The organism is Rhizorhapis suberifaciens (assembly GCF_014200045.1).
In the GTDB taxonomy this organism is placed as follows: Bacteria; Pseudomonadota; Alphaproteobacteria; order Sphingomonadales; family Sphingomonadaceae; genus Rhizorhapis; species Rhizorhapis suberifaciens.
Map to the genome: position 1 here is coordinate 18,284 of NZ_JACHOV010000015.1, position 19,349 is coordinate 37,632.

The 19,349-nt window shown below is 57.1% G+C and carries 13 protein-coding genes; 4 read left to right on the forward strand and 9 right to left on the reverse strand.

Annotated features, from left to right (window positions below):
- Positions 1–35: 35 nt before the first annotated feature.
- The 4 genes from HNQ99_RS15275 to HNQ99_RS15290 all read right to left on the reverse strand — a co-directional run bounded on the left by HNQ99_RS15275 (position 36) and on the right by HNQ99_RS15290 (position 6,075).
- Positions 36–1,418: an MFS transporter gene (locus HNQ99_RS15275; RefSeq protein WP_184477221.1), complete on the reverse strand. Its 1,383-nt coding sequence runs from the start codon at positions 1,416–1,418 to the stop codon at positions 36–38.
- A 184-nt stretch (positions 1,419–1,602) separates the two neighbouring features.
- A complete protein-coding gene (locus tag HNQ99_RS15280; protein ID WP_184477223.1) occupies positions 1,603–3,696 on the reverse strand; it encodes a TonB-dependent receptor in 2,094 nt (697 codons plus the stop codon).
- 569 nt (positions 3,697–4,265) lie between these two features.
- Positions 4,266–4,664, reverse strand: a complete 399-nt coding sequence (locus HNQ99_RS15285) for an FAD-linked oxidase C-terminal domain-containing protein (RefSeq protein ID WP_221232722.1) — start codon at positions 4,662–4,664, stop codon at positions 4,266–4,268.
- Positions 4,665–4,740: 76 nt separating this feature from the next.
- The gene (locus tag HNQ99_RS15290) at positions 4,741–6,075 is read right to left on the reverse strand and encodes an NtaA/DmoA family FMN-dependent monooxygenase (protein ID WP_184477227.1); all 1,335 of its coding nucleotides are present in this window, start codon (positions 6,073–6,075) and stop codon (positions 4,741–4,743) included.
- A gap of 139 nt (positions 6,076–6,214) precedes the next feature.
- Here HNQ99_RS15290 and HNQ99_RS15295 point away from each other — a divergent pair, with 139 nt between their 5' ends.
- Positions 6,215–6,949 carry a TetR/AcrR family transcriptional regulator gene (locus tag HNQ99_RS15295; RefSeq protein WP_184477230.1) on the forward strand — a complete coding sequence of 245 codons (735 nt, stop codon included), beginning with the start codon at positions 6,215–6,217 and terminating at the stop codon, positions 6,947–6,949.
- Positions 6,950–7,027: 78 nt separating this feature from the next.
- On the opposite strand, the gene HNQ99_RS15300 is transcribed toward HNQ99_RS15295, so the two are convergent.
- The 5 genes from HNQ99_RS15300 to HNQ99_RS15320 form a co-directional block, all read right to left on the reverse strand.
- Entirely contained in the window at positions 7,028–7,828 is an 801-nt protein-coding gene (locus HNQ99_RS15300) for an enoyl-CoA hydratase/isomerase family protein (RefSeq protein ID WP_184477232.1), read from the reverse strand.
- Positions 7,829–8,121: 293 nt separating this feature from the next.
- On the reverse strand, positions 8,122–8,994 hold the full coding sequence (locus HNQ99_RS15305; protein ID WP_184477234.1) for a TIGR03619 family F420-dependent LLM class oxidoreductase: 873 nt from the start codon (positions 8,992–8,994) through the stop codon (positions 8,122–8,124).
- Positions 8,995–9,178: 184 nt separating this feature from the next.
- Positions 9,179–11,440, reverse strand: a complete 2,262-nt coding sequence (locus HNQ99_RS15310; RefSeq protein ID WP_184477236.1) for a TonB-dependent receptor — start codon at positions 11,438–11,440, stop codon at positions 9,179–9,181.
- 194 nt (positions 11,441–11,634) lie between these two features.
- A complete protein-coding gene (locus HNQ99_RS15315; protein ID WP_184477238.1) occupies positions 11,635–12,750 on the reverse strand; it encodes a DUF7064 domain-containing protein in 1,116 nt (371 codons plus the stop codon).
- 54 nt (positions 12,751–12,804) lie between these two features.
- The gene (locus HNQ99_RS15320) at positions 12,805–14,280 is read right to left on the reverse strand and encodes a phosphotransferase family protein (RefSeq protein WP_184477240.1); all 1,476 of its coding nucleotides are present in this window, start codon (positions 14,278–14,280) and stop codon (positions 12,805–12,807) included.
- 259 nt (positions 14,281–14,539) lie between these two features.
- Between HNQ99_RS15320 and HNQ99_RS15325 the strand changes: the two genes are divergently transcribed.
- The 3 genes from HNQ99_RS15325 to HNQ99_RS15335 all read left to right on the forward strand — a co-directional run bounded on the left by HNQ99_RS15325 (position 14,540) and on the right by HNQ99_RS15335 (position 19,254).
- Positions 14,540–15,532, forward strand: a complete 993-nt coding sequence (locus HNQ99_RS15325) for an Lrp/AsnC family transcriptional regulator (RefSeq protein ID WP_184477242.1) — start codon at positions 14,540–14,542, stop codon at positions 15,530–15,532.
- Between the two features lie 372 nt (positions 15,533–15,904).
- Positions 15,905–18,520, forward strand: a complete 2,616-nt coding sequence (locus HNQ99_RS15330; protein ID WP_184477244.1) for a TonB-dependent receptor — start codon at positions 15,905–15,907, stop codon at positions 18,518–18,520.
- Between the two features lie 542 nt (positions 18,521–19,062).
- A complete protein-coding gene (locus tag HNQ99_RS15335) occupies positions 19,063–19,254 on the forward strand; it encodes a hypothetical protein (RefSeq protein ID WP_184477246.1) in 192 nt (63 codons plus the stop codon).
- Positions 19,255–19,349: the final 95 nt, after the last annotated feature.

The following is a 19,349-nucleotide window of genomic DNA, read 5'->3' on the forward strand; positions in this document are numbered from 1 at the left end:
AATGTATCACCATCTGGCCTCGCAAGGGCGTGAGCTTAGCCTCCGGATTTAGTCTTATGCGCCATCCGCCGGTACGCACCCTCATTGAGGCCGAAGCCGCAGACCGCCAGGCCAACCAGTGAAATGGGCAGCACCAGAGTCAGTAGCGACCAACCGAGCATTGCCCCCGATTGAAAGAAGGCATCCGTAATCGCGCCCACGAGAGTCGGTCCCAACCCTATGCTACACAGGGCAAGGATGAGATATTGCAGGGCGATAATCTGGCCGCGCATATTCGCCGGCACCGCTTCCTGAAGCGCGAGAGGCGTTGCGCTCTGCACCATCGCGACACCGAACACTATCACCCCGAAGAACAGAATCGCGAGCCAGGGCCCAGACGTGAGACCAAAGACTGACGCCGGCAACAGGGTCACGAAGCCAAAAAACATCGGGCGCGTTCGCGCGTTCAGCCTTCCGCTCTTGGTCGTGCGATCGGAAATCGCGCCGCCGAGCAGCGTGCCTATTATCGATCCGATGATCATGGCTCCGCCGATCGGCCATCCAGTGCTCGCAGGCGGAAGATCGAAACGGCGTTCGAGCAGCGTGGGCGCCCAGGCGCCCGCGCCATAGCCCGCCAACGCGGCAAGGGTGCCAGCCGCAGAGATCCGGATCAGCAGCGCCTTATGTTTCCATACGTAACCGAAAAATTCGCGGAACGATACGACGTCGCCGGCAATCGCACCGCGCCGCGCCGGCTCTTTGATCGTCAGCATGAGCAAACATGCAAAGAGGCCCGGCAGGCCCGCGAACAGGAACAGGAGCCGCCAGGGCTCAAGGTTCATCATCCCGCCCAAACTCAGGCCCGCCGAGGGCATCAAGCCAAGCAGGAGGCCGCCAAGAAGAAGGGACCCGCCTCCCCCCACCGCCATCGCCATATAGTAGATGCCCGTCGCGCGGCCGCGCTTGTGCGGCTCGAAAAAGTCGATGAGGAGCGAATAGGCGGCCGGCCCGAGCACGGCTTCGCCGATGCCGACGCCGGTTCGCAGCACGAGCAGTTGGCCATAGCTGCCGGCGAAGGCCGAGAGCGACGTAAGCAGGCTCCAGCCCAGCAGTCCGAACAATATGATGTTCCGGCGGTTTCTGCGATCGACAAGCCGGCCAAAGGGAATGCCGAAAATGGCGTATGTCAGAGCGAAACCATAGCCGTGCAGGAGGCCGAACTGCGTGTCGCTGATATCAAACTCGCTCTTCAACGGCGTGACAATGATCGTTGTGATGTGTCGATCAAGTTGTGACAGGAGCGTGACGACACAGAGAATGGCCAGGGCGTACCACGCCGCCTGAACTCCCAATGACTCTTCCGAAGGCGCCGTTGATGGCCGGCAGGTCTTTGCTTCGGCCTGTGTGGGGATTAAGGCAGATTCCGCTTCGGCACCCATTATATCAATCCTTGTAAGCAATAGCCTTGCCGGCATGGCCCAGTCGAGAACGAAACGCAATCTTGCTTAGACTTGCGCCTGAGGCCCCTCGCCCACCGCGAACGAGGAATGCCGAGAAGCGAGCAAGCCAATATAACTCATACCCGCTGCCCTGCCAGCGCGACAGGCTTATCGACAGGTCGAGCTAAAATCTGTAGCTCGCCTCGGCACCAAACGTGCGCGGTTCAGCCCAGACCGCTTGATCCTGGGCGGTGAAGCCATTGAAATAGGCAGTGGCGTAGTAGTCCTTATTCGCGATGTTCTTGGCGAACAGGCGAAGAGTGAATTTTTCGCTCTCAGGTGTGTAGGTCAAGTACGCATTCTGCACGCTATAGGCAGACTGTGTCAGCAGCGGCGCATCGAACTCGGAATAACCGTCCTTGCCGCTCCAGTATGATTCTCCGCGCAGCACCAGCTCGCCACCAGCGACATCGGCGGTATATTGCAGGCCGACATTGAGAGAATAGGGCGCTGCTCGATTGAGCCAGTTTCCCGACAGATCCTGGTTACGCGTAGGATCGGTGACTGGACGTGGATCAGCCGCGCTGCAAGCGCCGAGGAATGCCCGGTTGTTGCAATTCACGAAATCGGTGTATTTGGCGCTCTGCACCATGCCCGAGATGCTCAATTGCAGCCGATCGACAATCTCGGCATCCAGGCTGGCCTCTATGCCCTTGATCTTGGATTCCGCGGCATTCTGTACCGTGAATCCGCCGGCCGTACCCAGCGTCTTCTGGACCTGGATATTGCCGTACTTGTACCAGTAGCCGGCAATGTTGAAACGGACCCTGTTGTCAAACAACTGCGTCTTCAGGCCAACTTCGAAACCCTTGATCGATTCGGGTTCGAAGTCGTTTCCGCAGGTGCCCAGTGCGACGCCGCCAGCCTTGAAGCCCTTCTGATAGTTGCCATAGGCCATGATATTATCGGTAACATCATATTGAAGGCCGGCCTTGGGAGTCCAGGCGGTGAACTTCTGATCTTTGAATATTTCCGCCAAGCAGTTGGGAATACGGCGGTTAGTTGTTTTCTTCTTGTCTTCGTTGTAGCGAACGCCACCAAGCAACCTCAACCTGTCAGTGACGTTCAATGTTTGATCCGTAAAGAAGGAAATTGAACGAGATTTCAGAAAATTATCTGTATCGAAAAACTTTGCATAAGGCCCGCCAAACGGATTGCCAAATATTTGCGTGGCACCAAAAGCATTATCGTGGAAATAAAATATTCCGAAAACAGAATTAAGTCTGTCGTCGAACATCACTGTATTCAGGTTCAACTCCTGAGTGTATGTATCGGAGTGATATTGATTGAAGACATCCTGCAGATCCCCCGGGCTTGACTCAAGATCGAGATCCATGTTGTTCTTGTACTTCTTATAGGCGGAAATCGACGTCAGCTTCACATCGTCGCTCACATCCCAGCGTATGGTCGCGGATGCGCTGTAATCCTTGCTGTCGTTTCGGCCCGGAAATTTGGCAGCCACCTTGCGAGGCTCGAAGGTCTGGCCGGCCATCTGCGCCGCCCGGGTCGCATTGAGGGACGGGCCCAAAGCGGTGGGCTGGAACGATGAACGGGTGCTTGCGAATGACCCTTCCAGGTCGATCTGAAGGGTGTCCGTCGGCTGAAATGCCAGCACGCCCCGAATGCCGACAATCTTCTCCTCGTGGAAGCTGGATTTGCTCGCGCCCGGAAGGACATTTTTGATGAAGCCCTTGTCCCGGTTGTCCCACAGGCCGGAAATGCGAAAACCGACTGTGTCGCTGATCGGACCGGAGATATGGCCCTTGAGCCCGTAGCTCTCGTAATTGCCGATCTTGCCGGTAATTTCGGCCTCCATCTCGTCGGTTGGCCTTCGCAGGATGTAGTTGATCACGCCGCCGGTTGCGTTGCGGCCGTACAGCGTGCCCTGGGGCCCGGACAGCACCTCTACCCGCTCAAGATCCATCAGCGCGAGGTTGAGGGCGTGCGAGCGCGCCTGGTAGACGCCATTGACGTGCACCGCGACTGAAGGATCCTCGAAGCCGCTCGTCAGATTCGTGCTGATGCCGCGAAGAGCCAGGCTGTTGCTGCCGTAGGTATAGCCTACCTGCATCGAGGGAACCAGCGAGATCAGATCGGTCAAGCCATTGATCTGTCTGGTTTCCACGTCCTGCTGAGAGAAGGCGGCGATCGTCGCCGGGACATCCTGAATGCTTTCCGAGCGCTTCAGGGCGGTTACGATGATGTCCTGGACACCCACTGGAGTGCCGTCCGCCGGGGCCTGAGCAGAGACATGCTTTGCACCTGCTCCAATTGACAAAGCCAAACAGAGTGGCATAAGCGAGGATGACCGCAAAATTCTTGCCTTATACATAGCATTCCTCCCCAATTTATGTCTTCTTGTCTGTTTTTACTAACCTTTTGATATCAGTACTATACGGTATTCTACGTGCGCCGAAATCCTCGCGCATGGTAGCACCCAACTTTCGACCATTATTGTCGCTTAAGTATTCGCCGCAACTCGCATGCGCGATGATCAGCCATTCCGTCTGAAAACGTCAGTGAGCGCATCGTGGAAAGTACTGGCGCCGCCTTCGATTACTATGCCGAACACGCTCGTCCGCCATCTCATCTCCCTTCGACGACCCGCACCTTGCGGGATACCGAGCCTTCGGAAGCTCTAACAACTCCTAAAGAGTCTTCGTCAGTTGCCATCTAGTAAACATGCCCTATTGCGGAGATCAATTGAGTTTTGCAAAACTTCGACGTTTGCAGCGTTCATGAATCCCGACCGCCCTGCCAATAATGCGTCGCCGATCGGCGGACGCGCTACCTTTCGCACAGCTTTCGCCCCTTAAACGCTTCCGCCTTTGACGGCGCGACGGAACGCCCACAGCCGGTTTCAGATGTCCCGAAGGAGGGCGTCAAACCAAGACTGAAGACCTTTCCGGGATTGAGCGTATCCTTGAGGTCCATCATCGATTTGAGGCGGCGCATAGGATCGATTTCGGCGCCGGTTCTGCTGACATCGAGATAGGCCAGCTTTTCCAGTCCAATGCCATGTTCGGCCGAGATGCTGCCGCCAGGGGGCCGGAGCAGTTCGTAGATCATTTGGCCGATCTCCGAATGATCGTCCCGGGAGCCGGTATAAGCAAAGAGGTGAAGATTATCGTCAGCGATATGCCCAAAGACCACCAAGGCCCCAGCGCGCCTGCTGTGGGCTAACACTGGGAGTTCTTAGGCGACTTCGCTCTCGATTTCGGTCGCTCTGAAAGTCAGATGAATATTTGAGGTCTTTGATTTATCAGGATCTTAAACGATGAGGAGGGCTTTTGAGGCCGAGATGCTCGCGGAGTGTCTTGCCTTCATATTCGGTGCGGAACAGCCCGCGGCGCTGTAGTTCCGGCACGACTTTGGTGCCGAAGTCGCTCATTCCGGTCGCCAGCGGGAAAAGCATCATGAACCCGTCGGCCACGCCTGCGGTGAACCACTCCTCCATCACATCCGCTACCTGATTAGCCGTGCCGTGGATCGTGTTCGCCGAACGAGACTGGCAAAATTTGTAATAAAGCTCACGTACCGTCATCGGCCTTTCCGCTAGCCACTCGTGGAGCAGCGCATCCGCGGATTTGCTGGAGTTGGCGTCTTGTGGAAGCCGATCGACCGTGACGTAGTCGTCAATGTCAAGGTCCATGACGTCAGTCTCTAAATCAACCGAAACCATATGCTTGATCGCTTGAGGGTGAAGCATGTGCTGCATTTCTGCGAACGCGTCGGCAGCCTCTTGGGCGGTGTCACGAACAATCACATTCAATGCGCTCAGAACCCGCATCTCGTCGCGTTCACGGCCGTATTTCATCATCCGTTGCTTGATGTCTTCGTAAAACTCTCGAGCCTTCTCAAGCGTACCATTGATCGAAAAAATCACTTCTCCAAATCTCGCACCAAAGTCCTTGCCGTCGCCGGAAGAACCGGCCTGGAAGAGCACGGGGTAGCCTTGCGGCGGCCTCGCGAGATTCAAGGGGCCACGGACCTTGTAATACTCACCCGCATGGTTGAGAGCGTGAATCTTTGCCGGATCGAAATAGTATCCCGATTCCACATCACGGCAGAACGCATCGTCTTCATAGCTGTCCCAAAGCCCGAGCACCACTTCGGTAAATTCGTGAGCGCGGTGATACCGGTCTGCGTGCCCGATGGATTCCTGGCCAAAATTGGGCGCCGCCAGAGGGTGCCGGCCAGTCACGATGTTCCAACCGAAACGCCCGCCGCTGATGTGATCGACAGACGCCGCGAGACGGGCAAGGTTAAAGGGTTCCCAGAAGCTGGTGCAGGCAGTGGAGGCCAACCCTATCCGCGACGTCAATTGTGACAGAGCCGCCATTTGCGTAAACGGCTCTAGCATGTTGGCATAAGTGCTGTTTCGCGCGACTGCATCGAGCGGCCCCGGGCGGATGGAAGACGAGTCCGCCTGAAAGATAAAGTCGAGCTTGGCCGCTTCCGCTTCCTGCGCCATTTTTGCGAAGTGCTTGATATCGTTTGCGATGTCCGGCTGGTCAGCAAATTTCTGCCACCCCGCAGCGTGAGTGCCAGCAGATTCAATCAACCATCCGATCGCCATTTTCCGCTGTGCGGGCATAGAGGCATCCTCTCATAAAAAGACCCGGCAGCTCGCGAAGCGATTTTCCAGCTTTACCGGTTTCCTAATGACATCCATTAATGTATGTCCATTAGGCTCGATACGCAAGCCGGAACTGGGGTTGAGCTGTGGAGGAATAATGACGAAGAAGCCGATGGAAAAACCCCTTGGCACCAAAGAGGCCATGATCGTTGCGGCCGAGCGTCGCTTTGCACTGCACGGCCTCGAAGGTGCATCACTGCGACAGATCGCGTTGGATTCGAACCAGCGCAACGAGTCTGCCGCACACTATCATTTCGGCTCTCGTGAAGGCTTGATCCGCGCTATTCTCGGGCACCGAATTTCCACAATCAACGCCAGGCGCGAGAAGCGCCTGGAGGAAGCGAGACGCATTCCAGGAGGTCAGATATCGGCCCGCGCCATAGCGTCCGTGGTGATATACCCAATGGCGGAGGAAATTTTTTCAAACTGGAGGAACTGCTACTGGATTCGTTTCATCTCGCAGTTGTTCGCCATTGATAAATTCAGCTTCTTTGCCGATGAGTTCGAGTCGAGTTCGCGGGCGCTTGTACAGGCCTACGACCTGATGGGGAGCATTCCCGGTATAGATCCGATCGTCCTGGAGGCTCGCAAGCAGATACTGCGGCATGACGTCGTGTGGGGGCTTGCGCGGGTCGAGGCAATCTCCTTCCATGAACGTCGCGAAACCTGCGAACTGCACATCGCCAATCTTGTCGACATGATTGCTGCGGGCATTTCCGTGGCGCCATCCAAGGACACAATTCGCAAAGCCGAAGCTCTCGGAAAGGCCGTCCGCAACCCGCTCAACTCATCTGGTGCATTGACGAGTTCTGGGGATACGCCCGTAGCGTGAGATGCCTTCAACTGGCGCAATGAACCGAAGCGCCCCCGGATGTCGAGGACGCTCAGCCTTGGCCTTTGCAATTTTCCGTCAGCGCTTCTTTGCAGCGAGTTTTTCCTGCATGGCGCGCATTGTTTCCTGGTACTCGGCACCGACGAACAAACCACTGACGGCCATTCTCTCAAGATTGCGCCCCTGCGCGCGATCGAGATCGGCGGCGAGTTCTATGGCAAGTTTACCTGCGGCGAAGGCTTCCGGGGGCAGGGCGCAGAGGCTTTTACAGAAAGCCAGGGCATCCTCCACAAAGTCTTGCTCCCCCAGGATTTCATGGATCAGGCCAATCCCCAAGGCGCGTTCGGCCTCGATCTGACGATTGGCGAGCACCAGCCAGCGTGCCCAATGCGGTCCGACCAACCGTACCAGACGGCTGGTTCCTCCGGATCCAGGGAGGGCGCCCAAGGCAATTTCGGGAAGACCGAAGCGCGCTGCCGCTGTAGCCAGGCGGAAGTCAGCGCAAAGTGACAGTTCAAGGGCGCCGCCAAGGCACGGTCCCTGGAACGCGACGACGATCGGCTTTTCAATGGCCTCCCATTCATCGCCAAGCCCATGCAGGCTGCCCGCGCCCTTCCGATACCAGCGGCGAAATTTGCTCGGGCTGGTGATCGTCGCGTCGGGCGCCAGGGCGCTGTTCAGATCTATTCCCGCCGAAAAATACTTGCCGTTTGCAGTCAGCAACAATGCCCTCAAATCGTCACGGTCCCGCAACCGAGCCGTCGCGTCGTGGAGGCCCTCGAGCATCTCCATGCTGATGGCATTATATTTTTCGGGGCGGTTGAACGCGACATGGATAATGCCGCCATCTTCTGAAATGACGATTTCCGGTTGGGTCATTCGACAAGTCCTCGTCTAGTAGAGAAAAACTAAAAACAAGGCCGGGTCATGCCGCATGGCGGACGATTGCACAAGTGCTATGACTGCTCGAACAAGGAAAGGCGATCAACTAACGGCTGACAACCGCTTATTTGCGGGATCGATTCCGCGTTTTCGTGGAGCAGCCTCGAACTGATCGCGGACAGGATTATTCCTGAGCTTTTGTCAGATTAAAGCAGGGCTGACGAGGCAAAGGATGCGGTGCGGGCGAGCGGCTGCTGGCAACCAATTTTACTCCCCTCAGGATGCCCCCTTCACTGAAAGTGCCATATCACTCGATCCGCAAAACTTTCCCAATAATGCTTCTTTTCGTCCAATGTGGAACGTCTGCCGTAATGGAAATAGGGTGACAACAACTGGATCGCTGTTACTCCGTAGTCTTGGGCGCGGCGGAATTTATCTACGTCCCAGTCATCGTTGAGAATCATAATAATCTCGAACGGAAGATGGTCGCGGCCTGCGTCGCGCCGCATCTGGTCAAGCGACGATATGAGAGGCGGCATGTCCTCTACCTTATTGCCAGTGTCCATCCATCCATCACATAGCGTCGCCGCCCGCCGCATTGCAGGAGCACTGGCCCCCGCCGCGATGATCGGCACATGACCAGGCGCCGGAAGGACGCGCAAGCGCGGAAAGTTGAAGAACTCACCGTGATGTTCAACGATCTCTCCAGTCCAAATCTTCCGCAATACCGCGATCATCTCGTCCGTGCGTTTGCCGCGGCGGGAAAAGTCGACGCCATAGACATCGAACTCCTCCTTCATCCAGCCGACGCCGGCGCACAACATGACCCTGTTCTGACTGAGCACCGCGAGCGTGCCTGTGGCCTTTGCTACCTCAATTGGATTTCGCAGAGGAAGCACATAGACGCTCTGCATCACTTTAATCCGGCTGGTGGCCCCTGCAATCATGGACAAGGCGGTCCAAGGTTCCGGGAAGGACCACCTTTCTTCCATCTGGAAGAAAGGCGGCAGATCGGCCGAACCTGGATAGCGGGATGCAATTGCCTCGGGAAGGACGGCATGGTCCGAAATCCCGACGGCGTCAAAGCCCAGTTCTTCGCAATGAATGGCACACTCAATCAGCTGATCGTCTTCGACTTGCGACATCAGACTCCAGAATTTCATGGAAAACTCTCCTGATACGATCGGCAAAGCTTGAAATGGCAGACTGAACAAATAAGGCAGAGCCCCGGCCAATTGGGCCGAGGCTCTGTGATCAGACCGCGTAATTGCACTCAATAGGGCGGCCGGCCTTGTTCAAAGATCAGGTGCCTCGATCACTTTAGATACAACCTGATCCGCACCGGGATCAGAACCGATATTCGGCTCGAAGGCCATAGGTTCTCGGCCTGCCCGCCTGATAATAGATACCGTGAGGCTGGCTGGTGGCACGATAGACCGCATATTTTTCGGCGAACGCATTATCGATATAGAAGCCGAGACGAAGATTGTCGCCGGGAGGGCTCACATAGCCCGAGAAGTTGGCGATCGTGTAGCCACTCTGTCGATCGTAATGGAGCACGCCCCCTCCATTGGGCGCGAAATCGAACGATGACCTATATTGGGCCGCCCCGGCGAGGTTTGCGTTCCATGTGCCGATCGGGAATTCATAGCTCGCGTTCAAAGACGCCTGAAAACGCGGCGCATGAACCGCGGGTACGCCGTTCAGATTGGTGTCCGGCCCTGGCTGACAGTTGACGAGCACGGCGCCAGGTGCATTGGGATTGCCAGTGCCCGAGAGGTCGACGCAAACCTGCGCCGCATTTTCATAATTGAAAAATTCGGTGTGGAGGTAGCTCAGTGCTCCGCCGATGGTCAGCCCCTCGGTCGGACGAATATTCGCCTCGAATTCCGCGCCATAGCCCTCTACGCCACCGGCATTTTCATAGCGGGAGCCGCCGGAGGTCGCGTCGATGATCTGGGTCTGCAAGTCTTTGTTCTTATAATAGAATAGGGACAATGAGGTATTCAAAGCGCCGCCGAGCGCCTTATTCTTTACGCCGATTTCGTGGCTGAAAATCTTTTCTGGCCGCAACGCTTCGGCGGCCGAGGTGGCCGGTGAGCTTAGGCCGCCCGCCTTAAACCCCCGCGTGAAGCTGTAATAGATGTTCGTCGGCCCATTGTCCCATGCCAGAACGAACCGCGGCGTGAACGCCCTGAACGAGTCACCGAATTCGAATGATGCAGGCAGGTTGAAGGCTTGGAATCCGGCATTATTTTCGCCGGTGATCGATCGCTTGTCATAGGTATAACGACCGCCAAAGGTAACCTTCAACTCTTCGGTCAGCTTGTAATTGCCCTCTACGAAAGCCGACACCGAGTCGGTCTTGATGTCGTTGGTGACACCCGGGCCATCCCCGGTAAACGCGAGAAAGGCATATTGATCGCCGGTGAGGCCGATGTTGAAGAATGCTTTGTCGTGCAGATAATTCACGCCAAACAGATAGTTGAACGGACCATCCAGATGCGACGCGACCTGGAACTCCTGCGAGAAGGTCTTTCCCCCTACCCCGCGAGCCTCAAACACGAAGAACGGCTGCGGCGTGAAATCATTGTCAGCGAACTGCACGCTGCGATCCGACAAATAGCTGGTCAAACTGGTGAGATCGAAATCACCCATCGTAAAAGATGCCCGCAAATAGGTCCGGAAGACCCTGTTGCGCCACATATTGAGATCATTCTGGTTCGTCTCATAAAAACCATCCGCCGGTTCATCGCCGCTGGTCTGGCATACCCAGCAGAGCGGCGCGCCCGCTCCGAGCTGGCCGAAATCCTTGTTGAACCGGGTCCTCTGAAACTCCGCTCCAGCAACGATGTCGGTGTTTTCATTCGGCTGCCACCTCAGCGTGCCACGCACGGTATAGCTGTGCCCACCACCCAGATCATTCCCGGTGGCGATATTGCGGATATAGCCATCTTCCTCGAGATAGCGGCCGGCGAAGCGGACGCTCAGCGTCTCGCTGATCGGCAGATTGAGCATGCCGTCAAACTGCTTATGATCGAACCGGCCATATTCGACCGCAGCGCGGCCTTCGAGATCCGACGTAGGCAGCGCCGAGCTGAGCCGGACGACACCGCCCGTGGCGTTGCGACCATAAAGCGTGCCCTGAGGGCCGCGCAGCACTTCGATGGTGCCGGGGTCCACAATGTCCAGCAGCGCGTTATACCCAGCCGTCCTCTGCAAATAGGCGCCGTCCAGATAAACCGAAACGGGCGCCTCCACGCCGGGCGTGGCGAACGCCTGCCCAATACCGCGAATATAGAGCTGAGCAAAGCCGGTGCCTTCCGAGAAATCCGCTCCGGGCACGACTAGCTTGATATCCCGCAGGTTTCTCAGGCCAAGTTGTTGTGCGGCCTCTGGGCTGACGGCCGTCACGGCAAGCGGCACGTCCTGCAGCCGTTCCGAACGGCGCTGCGCGGTGACGACGATGTCTCCGATCGATTCAGCGTTGGCTTGATTGTCGCTGCTAACGGCAGGCGTAGCCGGTTCAGCTTGCGCATATGCGGAATGGGCAGCGAAGGCACTGCCTGTCAGCAGAACGGTTCTGAGAACAAATGATTTCAGTTGCATTACAAACCCCCTTTATTACTTACAGCTTCACGGAAGATCGTGTTAAACGACTAACGAAATTCAACGAACGAATAGGTCACGGTCCAATTAATATAACAAAGTACTGATTTATTTATTTTTGCAGTATTTGTTGTAACGGTCAAAATATTCCAGCTCGAGGACGACATTCTTGATATGCCGTCCCCGTACCAACGTCAATCCTGCAGGGTCGGGCTATAGGCCCACCCTTCGCGCGGGCCACAGACATTATTGACCAGCCCGACGCCCTGGGCCCCGTTCAAGGTCAGTTCCACGAGACGGTCCTGGATGTCGAAATGCCAGCGATCATCGTCGCTGCTGCGGTCGCGCCTGAGCGATTCCAGCGTGCTGTTCTTGTTGAAATCCCAGGTTTCGCCCTCGACCAGAAGCGGCCCGCGGTCGAGGCCGTGGCGATCGTCATAGCCTTGGCCGGCATTATAGAAGGGCTGCTGGATACCCTTGGCCTCCAGCCTCCAGATCTTGCCATGCTCGTCGGTGAACTCCCATTCAGCCCGGCTCCAGAGCCGGGTGCTGCCGGGAGCTGTGGTGTCCTCGTCGAAATGGAAACGATGTTGCGCCTTGACCAACCGGGTGACGCGGCCGTCGTCATGCATGATCCCGCCGTCTTCCAGCATGTAATTGTTGCCTTGCACCGGCACGTGGAAAAAGGTGAAGTTCAGGCTGAAGTCGTCAAAATGCCCCATGATCCAGAAATAGGCTTCGACATGGCGCATCAATCCCTTGCCGCGCACGCCCCAGGTACGGTCACGCACACCCACATAGCGATCCAGCTCGATCTTTTCGCCTTCGATCGTGATGGCGCCGTCAAAATAGGCCATTTGGGTGAAATGGGTCATCGGATGGCTGGGAACGTCGAGCTTGTTGTAAAGGAAGGGCGCCGCCCGGGCCGTCACTTCGATCGACCCCGTGATACCATAAGGATTCTCGCCCAACGAGAAGCGGTGCCGCTTCATCGGTTCGATCGTCTCGATCTTCAGCGGGCCGACGACGCTGTTGTTGCGATCCGTCCCCTCGCCGTCATGCGAAATATGCCGTGACGATCGGAAATTATGCTGCACCCCGTCGCGGATCACGCAGAAGGATCCGTCGATCACGCCATGGCCGCTGACATTGGGATAGGCACCAAGGCCTGCGGCGACGTAGGTCCTTCCATCCTGCCCGTGGCATCCGAACCAGGTGCGGTCCATGAAGTTTTCGTTTTTGTCGGCAACGGTGTCGATCGTGTCACCGGTCTGATGGATGAAATAGTCATCCCATGCTGTAAGCGCCATCTGCGTGCCCTTCCAAGGTGAAAATTGTGGTTGCCGCCTGCCCCGGCTGGGATTCTATCCCAGCGCCTTAGCCCGCTCTGCTTTTTCGATCGCCTGAGCCATGCGTGAAGCCGGGGTCTGAACAAAGGAACCCAGCACCAGCAATTCGGGATGAACCTCGGGAAGCGAAAAGAAGCGAAACTCGGATTCCAGCATGACGACATACATCCCGAAGTAGCGGAACACGTTGCAATATTCCCGCTGAAATGCTGTCACCGGCTTTCCGCCAGCCTCGATATAATATTGCATGAAGGTCTCGGCGTCCTCCTCATCGGGGAATGACGCGAGCAGACCGGCGAGATCTTCCGCCCTATCGCCCAGATGCGACATCTCCCAATCCAGAATGCCGCTGATCTCGTCATCCTGCATCATGATATTGTGAAGCGCATAGTCGCCATGAACAAGGACCTGCGCCTCTTCATTCTGCGGCAGGTTGGCGCGCAGCCAGTGCAAGGTCGCTTCGATCGAGGGCGAATTTTCAAGGCGGGTCGATCGCCACAGCCTGATCCACCGCTCCAGATAGTCGCCGACGCCTTCGCTTGTAGAAACGCCGATCAACCCCGTATCGATGTGGCTTTGCTGCAGATCGGGATTGGCCGGGTCGAGAGGCAGGGAGTGAATTTTCGCAAGGTGGATCGCCAGTGCGCGAAGTTGCGATGCACTGAGCCGCTGGGCATGAACCACCGTCCCAAAATTTTTGCCCTCGATCTTGCGCGTCACCAGAAACTGCGTGCCATATCTTTCGACATCGCCTTCATGCCAAATGGGTTCGGCCACCTGTATCCCATGCGCATGGAGGTAGCGCAGAAGATGATATTCGCCACCCAGGTCGCGCCCGTCGATGCCCAGTTGCAGGCCGGTCGCTCCGCGCGAAACCAAGTCCCAGATCCTGCCCTTGCCATCCTCTAGCTTGAACAGGGTCGTTTCATTCGCGAAGCCGCCGACGAGGCTGGTGAATTCGACGACCCGCGCGCCATCGAGTTCTGGGACCCGTATACGGGCCGAACTTTCCAGCATCTCCTTGACGTTGCGCGTCTGCGCCGCCGCCGTCTGCGGCGCGGGAAGCTTCAGAAGTTCGCATTCCCATTGGTAGAGCGAAGCCATGACCGCTCCCAATTCTCCGGACGGGTCACAGGGGTAGCCGGATTTTGAAACCAGCGATGACAACAGCCGCTTCAGAGTATCGAGCAGGTCGTGCGATGGTGCATCGCCGTCATGGTTCCCGGAGGTGGCGGGCAATCCGTTCAGCTGCGCGATCAGGGGTGCGGAAGCTTCATCCTCCCCGGCCAGCTTGGCTAGCCGAACCGCCAACAGATAGCCCTCGGCATATATGTCACGTGCACGATCTGCCTGATCGCGGCGCAGCAACTCGCTCGCCACGGTCATTGCCGCCATATGGTCCATATCCGATGCCGGAACATCATAGCGTAGCGCTATCCGGTTCATCGATTCCGCCATCGCCTGAAAGAGGCGGCGATTGTCCAGGTTCATGACGCTACTTTCAGCTATTTCCGTTCGGCCCTCGCCGGGCCGCCATCCTCATCCCGACGGAATAGTCCGCCTTCACCGCTTTGGCTATTCTCTTTGAACAGTTTCGTCAACTGACATATTGCCCTTATAGCACTTATCGTACAGAAATGCCATTAGAACAGCAATATATGCCAGAATATATTGCTCATTTTGCAGAAATGGACGAATTGCTTTGCAGGCGGCTTTGGGGGGGCTATCGGGTATCTTCGAAGGAGATGAAATGGCCGGAAGAAGCTTGCAAAGTCTCGTGTTGACGGAAGTGGATCGAGCTATCCTCGACGCGCTTACCGCCGACCCATTGGCCAGCGCACGCGCTGTCGCGGAGACATTGGGCGCGCCAGTGGCACAGGTAACCGCTCGCATGCGTGCACTCGACCGCCGCCGTGTGTCCCACGTACTTGCGGTGCTCGATCTAGCGGCCGCCGGAGAGCAAGTGTGCTTCGTGTCGCTCGAAATAAAAGGCCGTTCTCTCGAATCTGTCGCCGCGGATATCAGGCCCATCCCTGAAGTCATGCTGATCAGCACTCTGGTCGATGGCCAATATGATCTGCTGTTGATGATCCGCTTTGGCACCCCCGGGTCGCTCCATGGCCTGATGGCAAACCGCATCTGCACGATAGCAGGGATATATCGCGTCACGGTTTCAACCGTGCTCGACATCCCTTCCTTTCAGGCCCACTATGTCCGGTTTGACTCCTCGCCGGAACCCGAGGCCGATTTTGCAGAAACGATGAGCGAAATAGCCCAGGTGTTTGCCGGGCAGGTCGACGAGCTTGATTGTCAGATCATCACGGAGTTGCTGGGCAACGCGCGGCAGTCGATCAATACAATCGCACGCAAATATCAGATCAATGCGAGTACCATCCGCTACCGGGTCCGCAGTCTTGAAAGCCGCGGCCTGATGCGTTTCATCACCGTTCTTGATCCGAAGGCTTTGGGCATCCAAGTCTTTGCACTGGTAGAGATCGAACCAAGGGCGAACTGCCTGGCAGATGTGGTTGCCAGTCTGCGGGGGAGGCCATGGTTGCCCCAAATCTTCGTGACCACCGGACCTGCTCCAATAAAGGGCATCATGCATGGCAAAGACATGCACGCGATCAAGCGGATCAAGAACGAGGAGCTGACCCAGATCGAGGGGATCATCGACGTCACTATTACGACGCTCTCCGGCGCGTACAAGAATGACACACGATGGGGCAACAAATACACCTGAAATCGAGGGCTTTGAACCCGCTTTTTCGCTGTTCAGTTTTCGGCTCCGGCCTCCAGGTGCGGCAGCTTTCCGCGATGGCGATTGTCCTGCTCACTGCGCCGCTGGGGTTGATCGGCGGCACGCTGGGAGGGACAATTCTTACGCTCGTGTTCCCTACCCGCGCTTTATGCGCTCTGGTTCCGGATCGATCCCAATAAGGACGCTCGGGCGTGCGTTTCAGAAGCGCAGGAGCCTCATCCTGTGATGGTCTGAGCGACAGAAGCGCTGCAAATATTTGAGTATAGCGCGCGGCGCTGCACCCTGCGCCACACTGTGATGTCAAAACGGCTCGCACTATGGAATTTGGCTTCCAATTTTGAAGCAACAGAATGATTGGAGCTGATTCCGCCAGCGGGAGGTTCCTGTTTCGCGGCGGGAAGTTACAGACGGAGAAAGAGCCGAAAAACCGGTGTATGTACGCCATCGTACATTTTGATCACCCTTTTGTGGGGGCAGGCAAGCCTGAGAGAAAAACGCCAAAAATCACGGGGAGCATGTCCAGCGCTTGCCGAATCGCGATCCAGAAGGAGTATTCTACATCTTTCTATAGACAGAACATATTTTCCATTTTATGATGACTCCATAATCAACATAACCAAATGTGGAGGGTATATGAAACTGCGGTTTGGCTTGTGGTGCGCAACTGCCACTTGGGTGCTTGTCCCAGCCATGGCTATCGCTCAATCGGAGCCGCAAAGCACTCCGGCGCAGGGCGCGGCGTCGAGCACCGGGGGCCAACTTCGATCCGACAACAGCCTCGTGGATATCGCGGATATCATAGTGACGGCGAACCGCCGGCCGGAGAGGCTGCAGGACGTGCCGATCACCGTAGTCGCGATCGAAGGTGAGACGCTGCGTGAACAGGGCGTCCAAAATCCGGAAGATCTCGGTCGGCTCTCGCCGAGCCTAGTCACGCAGAACAACGCTTCCAACGCGCAGGGAACCAATTTTGCGATTCGCGGCGTGGGAACGGCGAGCTTCCAGCGTTCGGTGGAGCCGAGCGTCGCGCTCGTGCTGGACGATGTAACCCTCATCAGATCCGAGCTCGGCGTCATCAACTTCACGGATGTGGCGCAGGTGGAGGTCCTCAACGGACCGCAGGGCTTTCTGTTCGGAAAGAACGCTTCTGCAGGGTTGGTCAATATTCGCACCAATGACCCCCAGCTCGGGGTGAATTCGGGTCGCCTATTTTCGGAATATGGACAGCTCGACAACGCGAACGATACATCACTGTTCCGCGTGCAGGGGATCGCGAACCTTGCGCTTTCCAGCGACACGGCGCTGCGAATGAATGGGTTCTATGTAAAAAATTCGGCGCTTCAGAGAAACGTTGTTCCAAATCCTGATTTCGAAGGGGGTCTGCGTCAGATCGGAGGATCTGCGAAGCTTCTGTGGGAGCCCACCGATCGACTCTCAGTCCTGTTGTCTGGCGATTACATGGATTCGCGTGGGGCCGGCGGCGGCGTTGCGAGCTTCCGCGTCGTAGCGCCAGCGAACCCCCTGGCTTCGATACTCCCGGCGCTTGGCATCACTCCGGGCGTGAATAATTCGAAGAGCGCGTACGACGGGCTCACATTTTACGATCTGCGCGTCGGTGGCGGCCAGGCGAAAATCTCGTACGAATTCGATGGCGGCTTGAGAATCACGAACATCGCCGCCTATCGAGATTTCAAAACATCGCAGGCATTCGATCCCGACTATGGTCCGCTTCCACTCGTCCAATTCTTCGGCGGGGGGATCACGGCGAGGCAGTTTTCCGACGAGCTACGGCTTACCTCGCCCACCGGAGGCAGATTCGACTATCAGGCGGGGCTTTACCTCTTGAAGGCCCGTGTTCAGGAAAGCGCTGTATTGGCGGCCACGCTGGGGCAAACGCCGCCTCCGGGTTTCACGACATTTCTCGGGGCGGACAATTTTTGGCGCCAGCATCTTGGTAGCTATGCCGCCTATGGGCAGGGCACCTATCGGCTTACGGACAGCTTGAAGCTGACCGCAGGCGCCCGTCTCACACACGAGACCATAAGCATGCGGTATGAAACCACTGCAGGCGGAGGCTTCCAGGCACTCGTGCCGGTTGCGGCTGAGGACGAGGAAAGCCGCAGCGAGACGAACTTCTCCTGGCGTACAACGCTGCAATATGATTTCGACGACGACTGGATGATCTACGGCACCGCCGCGCGCGGCTACAAAGGGCCGGGATATGCTCAATATTCCTTCTCATATGTACGCCCTGAGATATCGACCCATTTCGAGATCGGATCGAAGGCTCAGTTCTTCGACCGCAAATTGACCGTCAACGTCTCCGCGTTCAACACGGAGTTCAAGGACTTCCAGGCGGAAAGCATCGATTTTACGACGCTTGCATTTATACTTCAGAACGCGGGTAAGCTCCGCACTCGTGGAGCGGAACTACAGATTATTGCTCGTCCATTACCACGCCTTACACTGAGTGCGGGACTCGCCTACACGGATGCTCGCTTCATCTCGTTCGAAAGTGACACCTGCTATGTTGGGCAGCCGGAGCCGGACTGCCGGAGGAACCGCACGGATCCCATGGGTAGGCCTCTGCCGGACGCTACCGATTCCTCCGGCAGGAGACTGCCGAACGCGCCTGAGTGGAAGGGACTGGTGGACATAAGTTATGAACAGCCATTGGGCGACGAGTTCGCAGCCACGCTGAACGTCGGCATCAGCTCACAATCCTCCTACAACTTCCTGTCGAACGGCAACCCCAGCGCCGTGCAGAAGGGCTACACCACGCTTGACCTCGGGCTTGCCCTAACCCAGAAAACGATGGACTGGACCCTGCGTGCGTTCTGCCGCAACTGCACAAACGAGCACTTTGTTTCCACTGTGCAGGGGCATCCGTTCTTCGCCGGCGACCATATCCAGAATCTCAGCTACAACGGCTTCCGTCAGCTCGGCCTCGCATTGGATCTAAAGTTCTAGGTCGCATATTCACACATTCCACTTGGCCCGGGAGCAATTGCACAAAGTTCTTGTGGGTCAGAAGTTGTGGGGGGCGTCAGTGCGCCCCCTGCAGCTTTGTGCACGCCCCCGCCGATCATTGGCCAGTGAGCGGCGCACGACAGCCCTATCATTGATTAGCGTCCTTGCTTTGCCTTGGCGTAATGGCAATTTGTACGCCAATGGATGAAGCATCGGCTTCTGTGATAATCATGGCGGACGGCCGCTCGCGGAGATCGACGCCTTGTAGCGGGCGAGCGAGACCGGCTGTTCCCCTGCCCCGCCCGGCCGATCCTCATCGCGGCGGGGACGAGCCGCGCAGGGATCGGCTGTCGCCGTCCTTGGACCAAGCTCCTGCCCTCCCCCTTTTCGATGCTTGCCAACACGGCAATAGCGGAAAAATCGACCGGCTACGCGCCCGCAGTTCCGGCTAACGCTGACCCGAAGGCTGGGTCGTCCTTCACCCGGCGGACGATGGCGGCGAACAGGTCAAGCCCCTCGGGGTGGCCAATGCAGGCGAACTGGTGGCGCAGGCGCCGAACGTCGCGTTTCAGCTTCGGACCGGCAGTCTCGGCTTTCCGATCTTCAACATTCGCGGCGTCACGCTGCTCGACTTCAGCGACTCAAATGAATCGTCGGTCGAGAACTATGCCGACGACTTCTACCTCGGCAGCCCGGCGCTGATCGCGCATCGCTTGCGGGACTGGAACATCTAGCGTCGGTCGAACGACATCCAGAGTTCCCGCAAGCCATAAGGAGTATAGCCCTCGAGCGGAACACAGCTGGCGTCGCCCCGGCTGAACCGGAAATT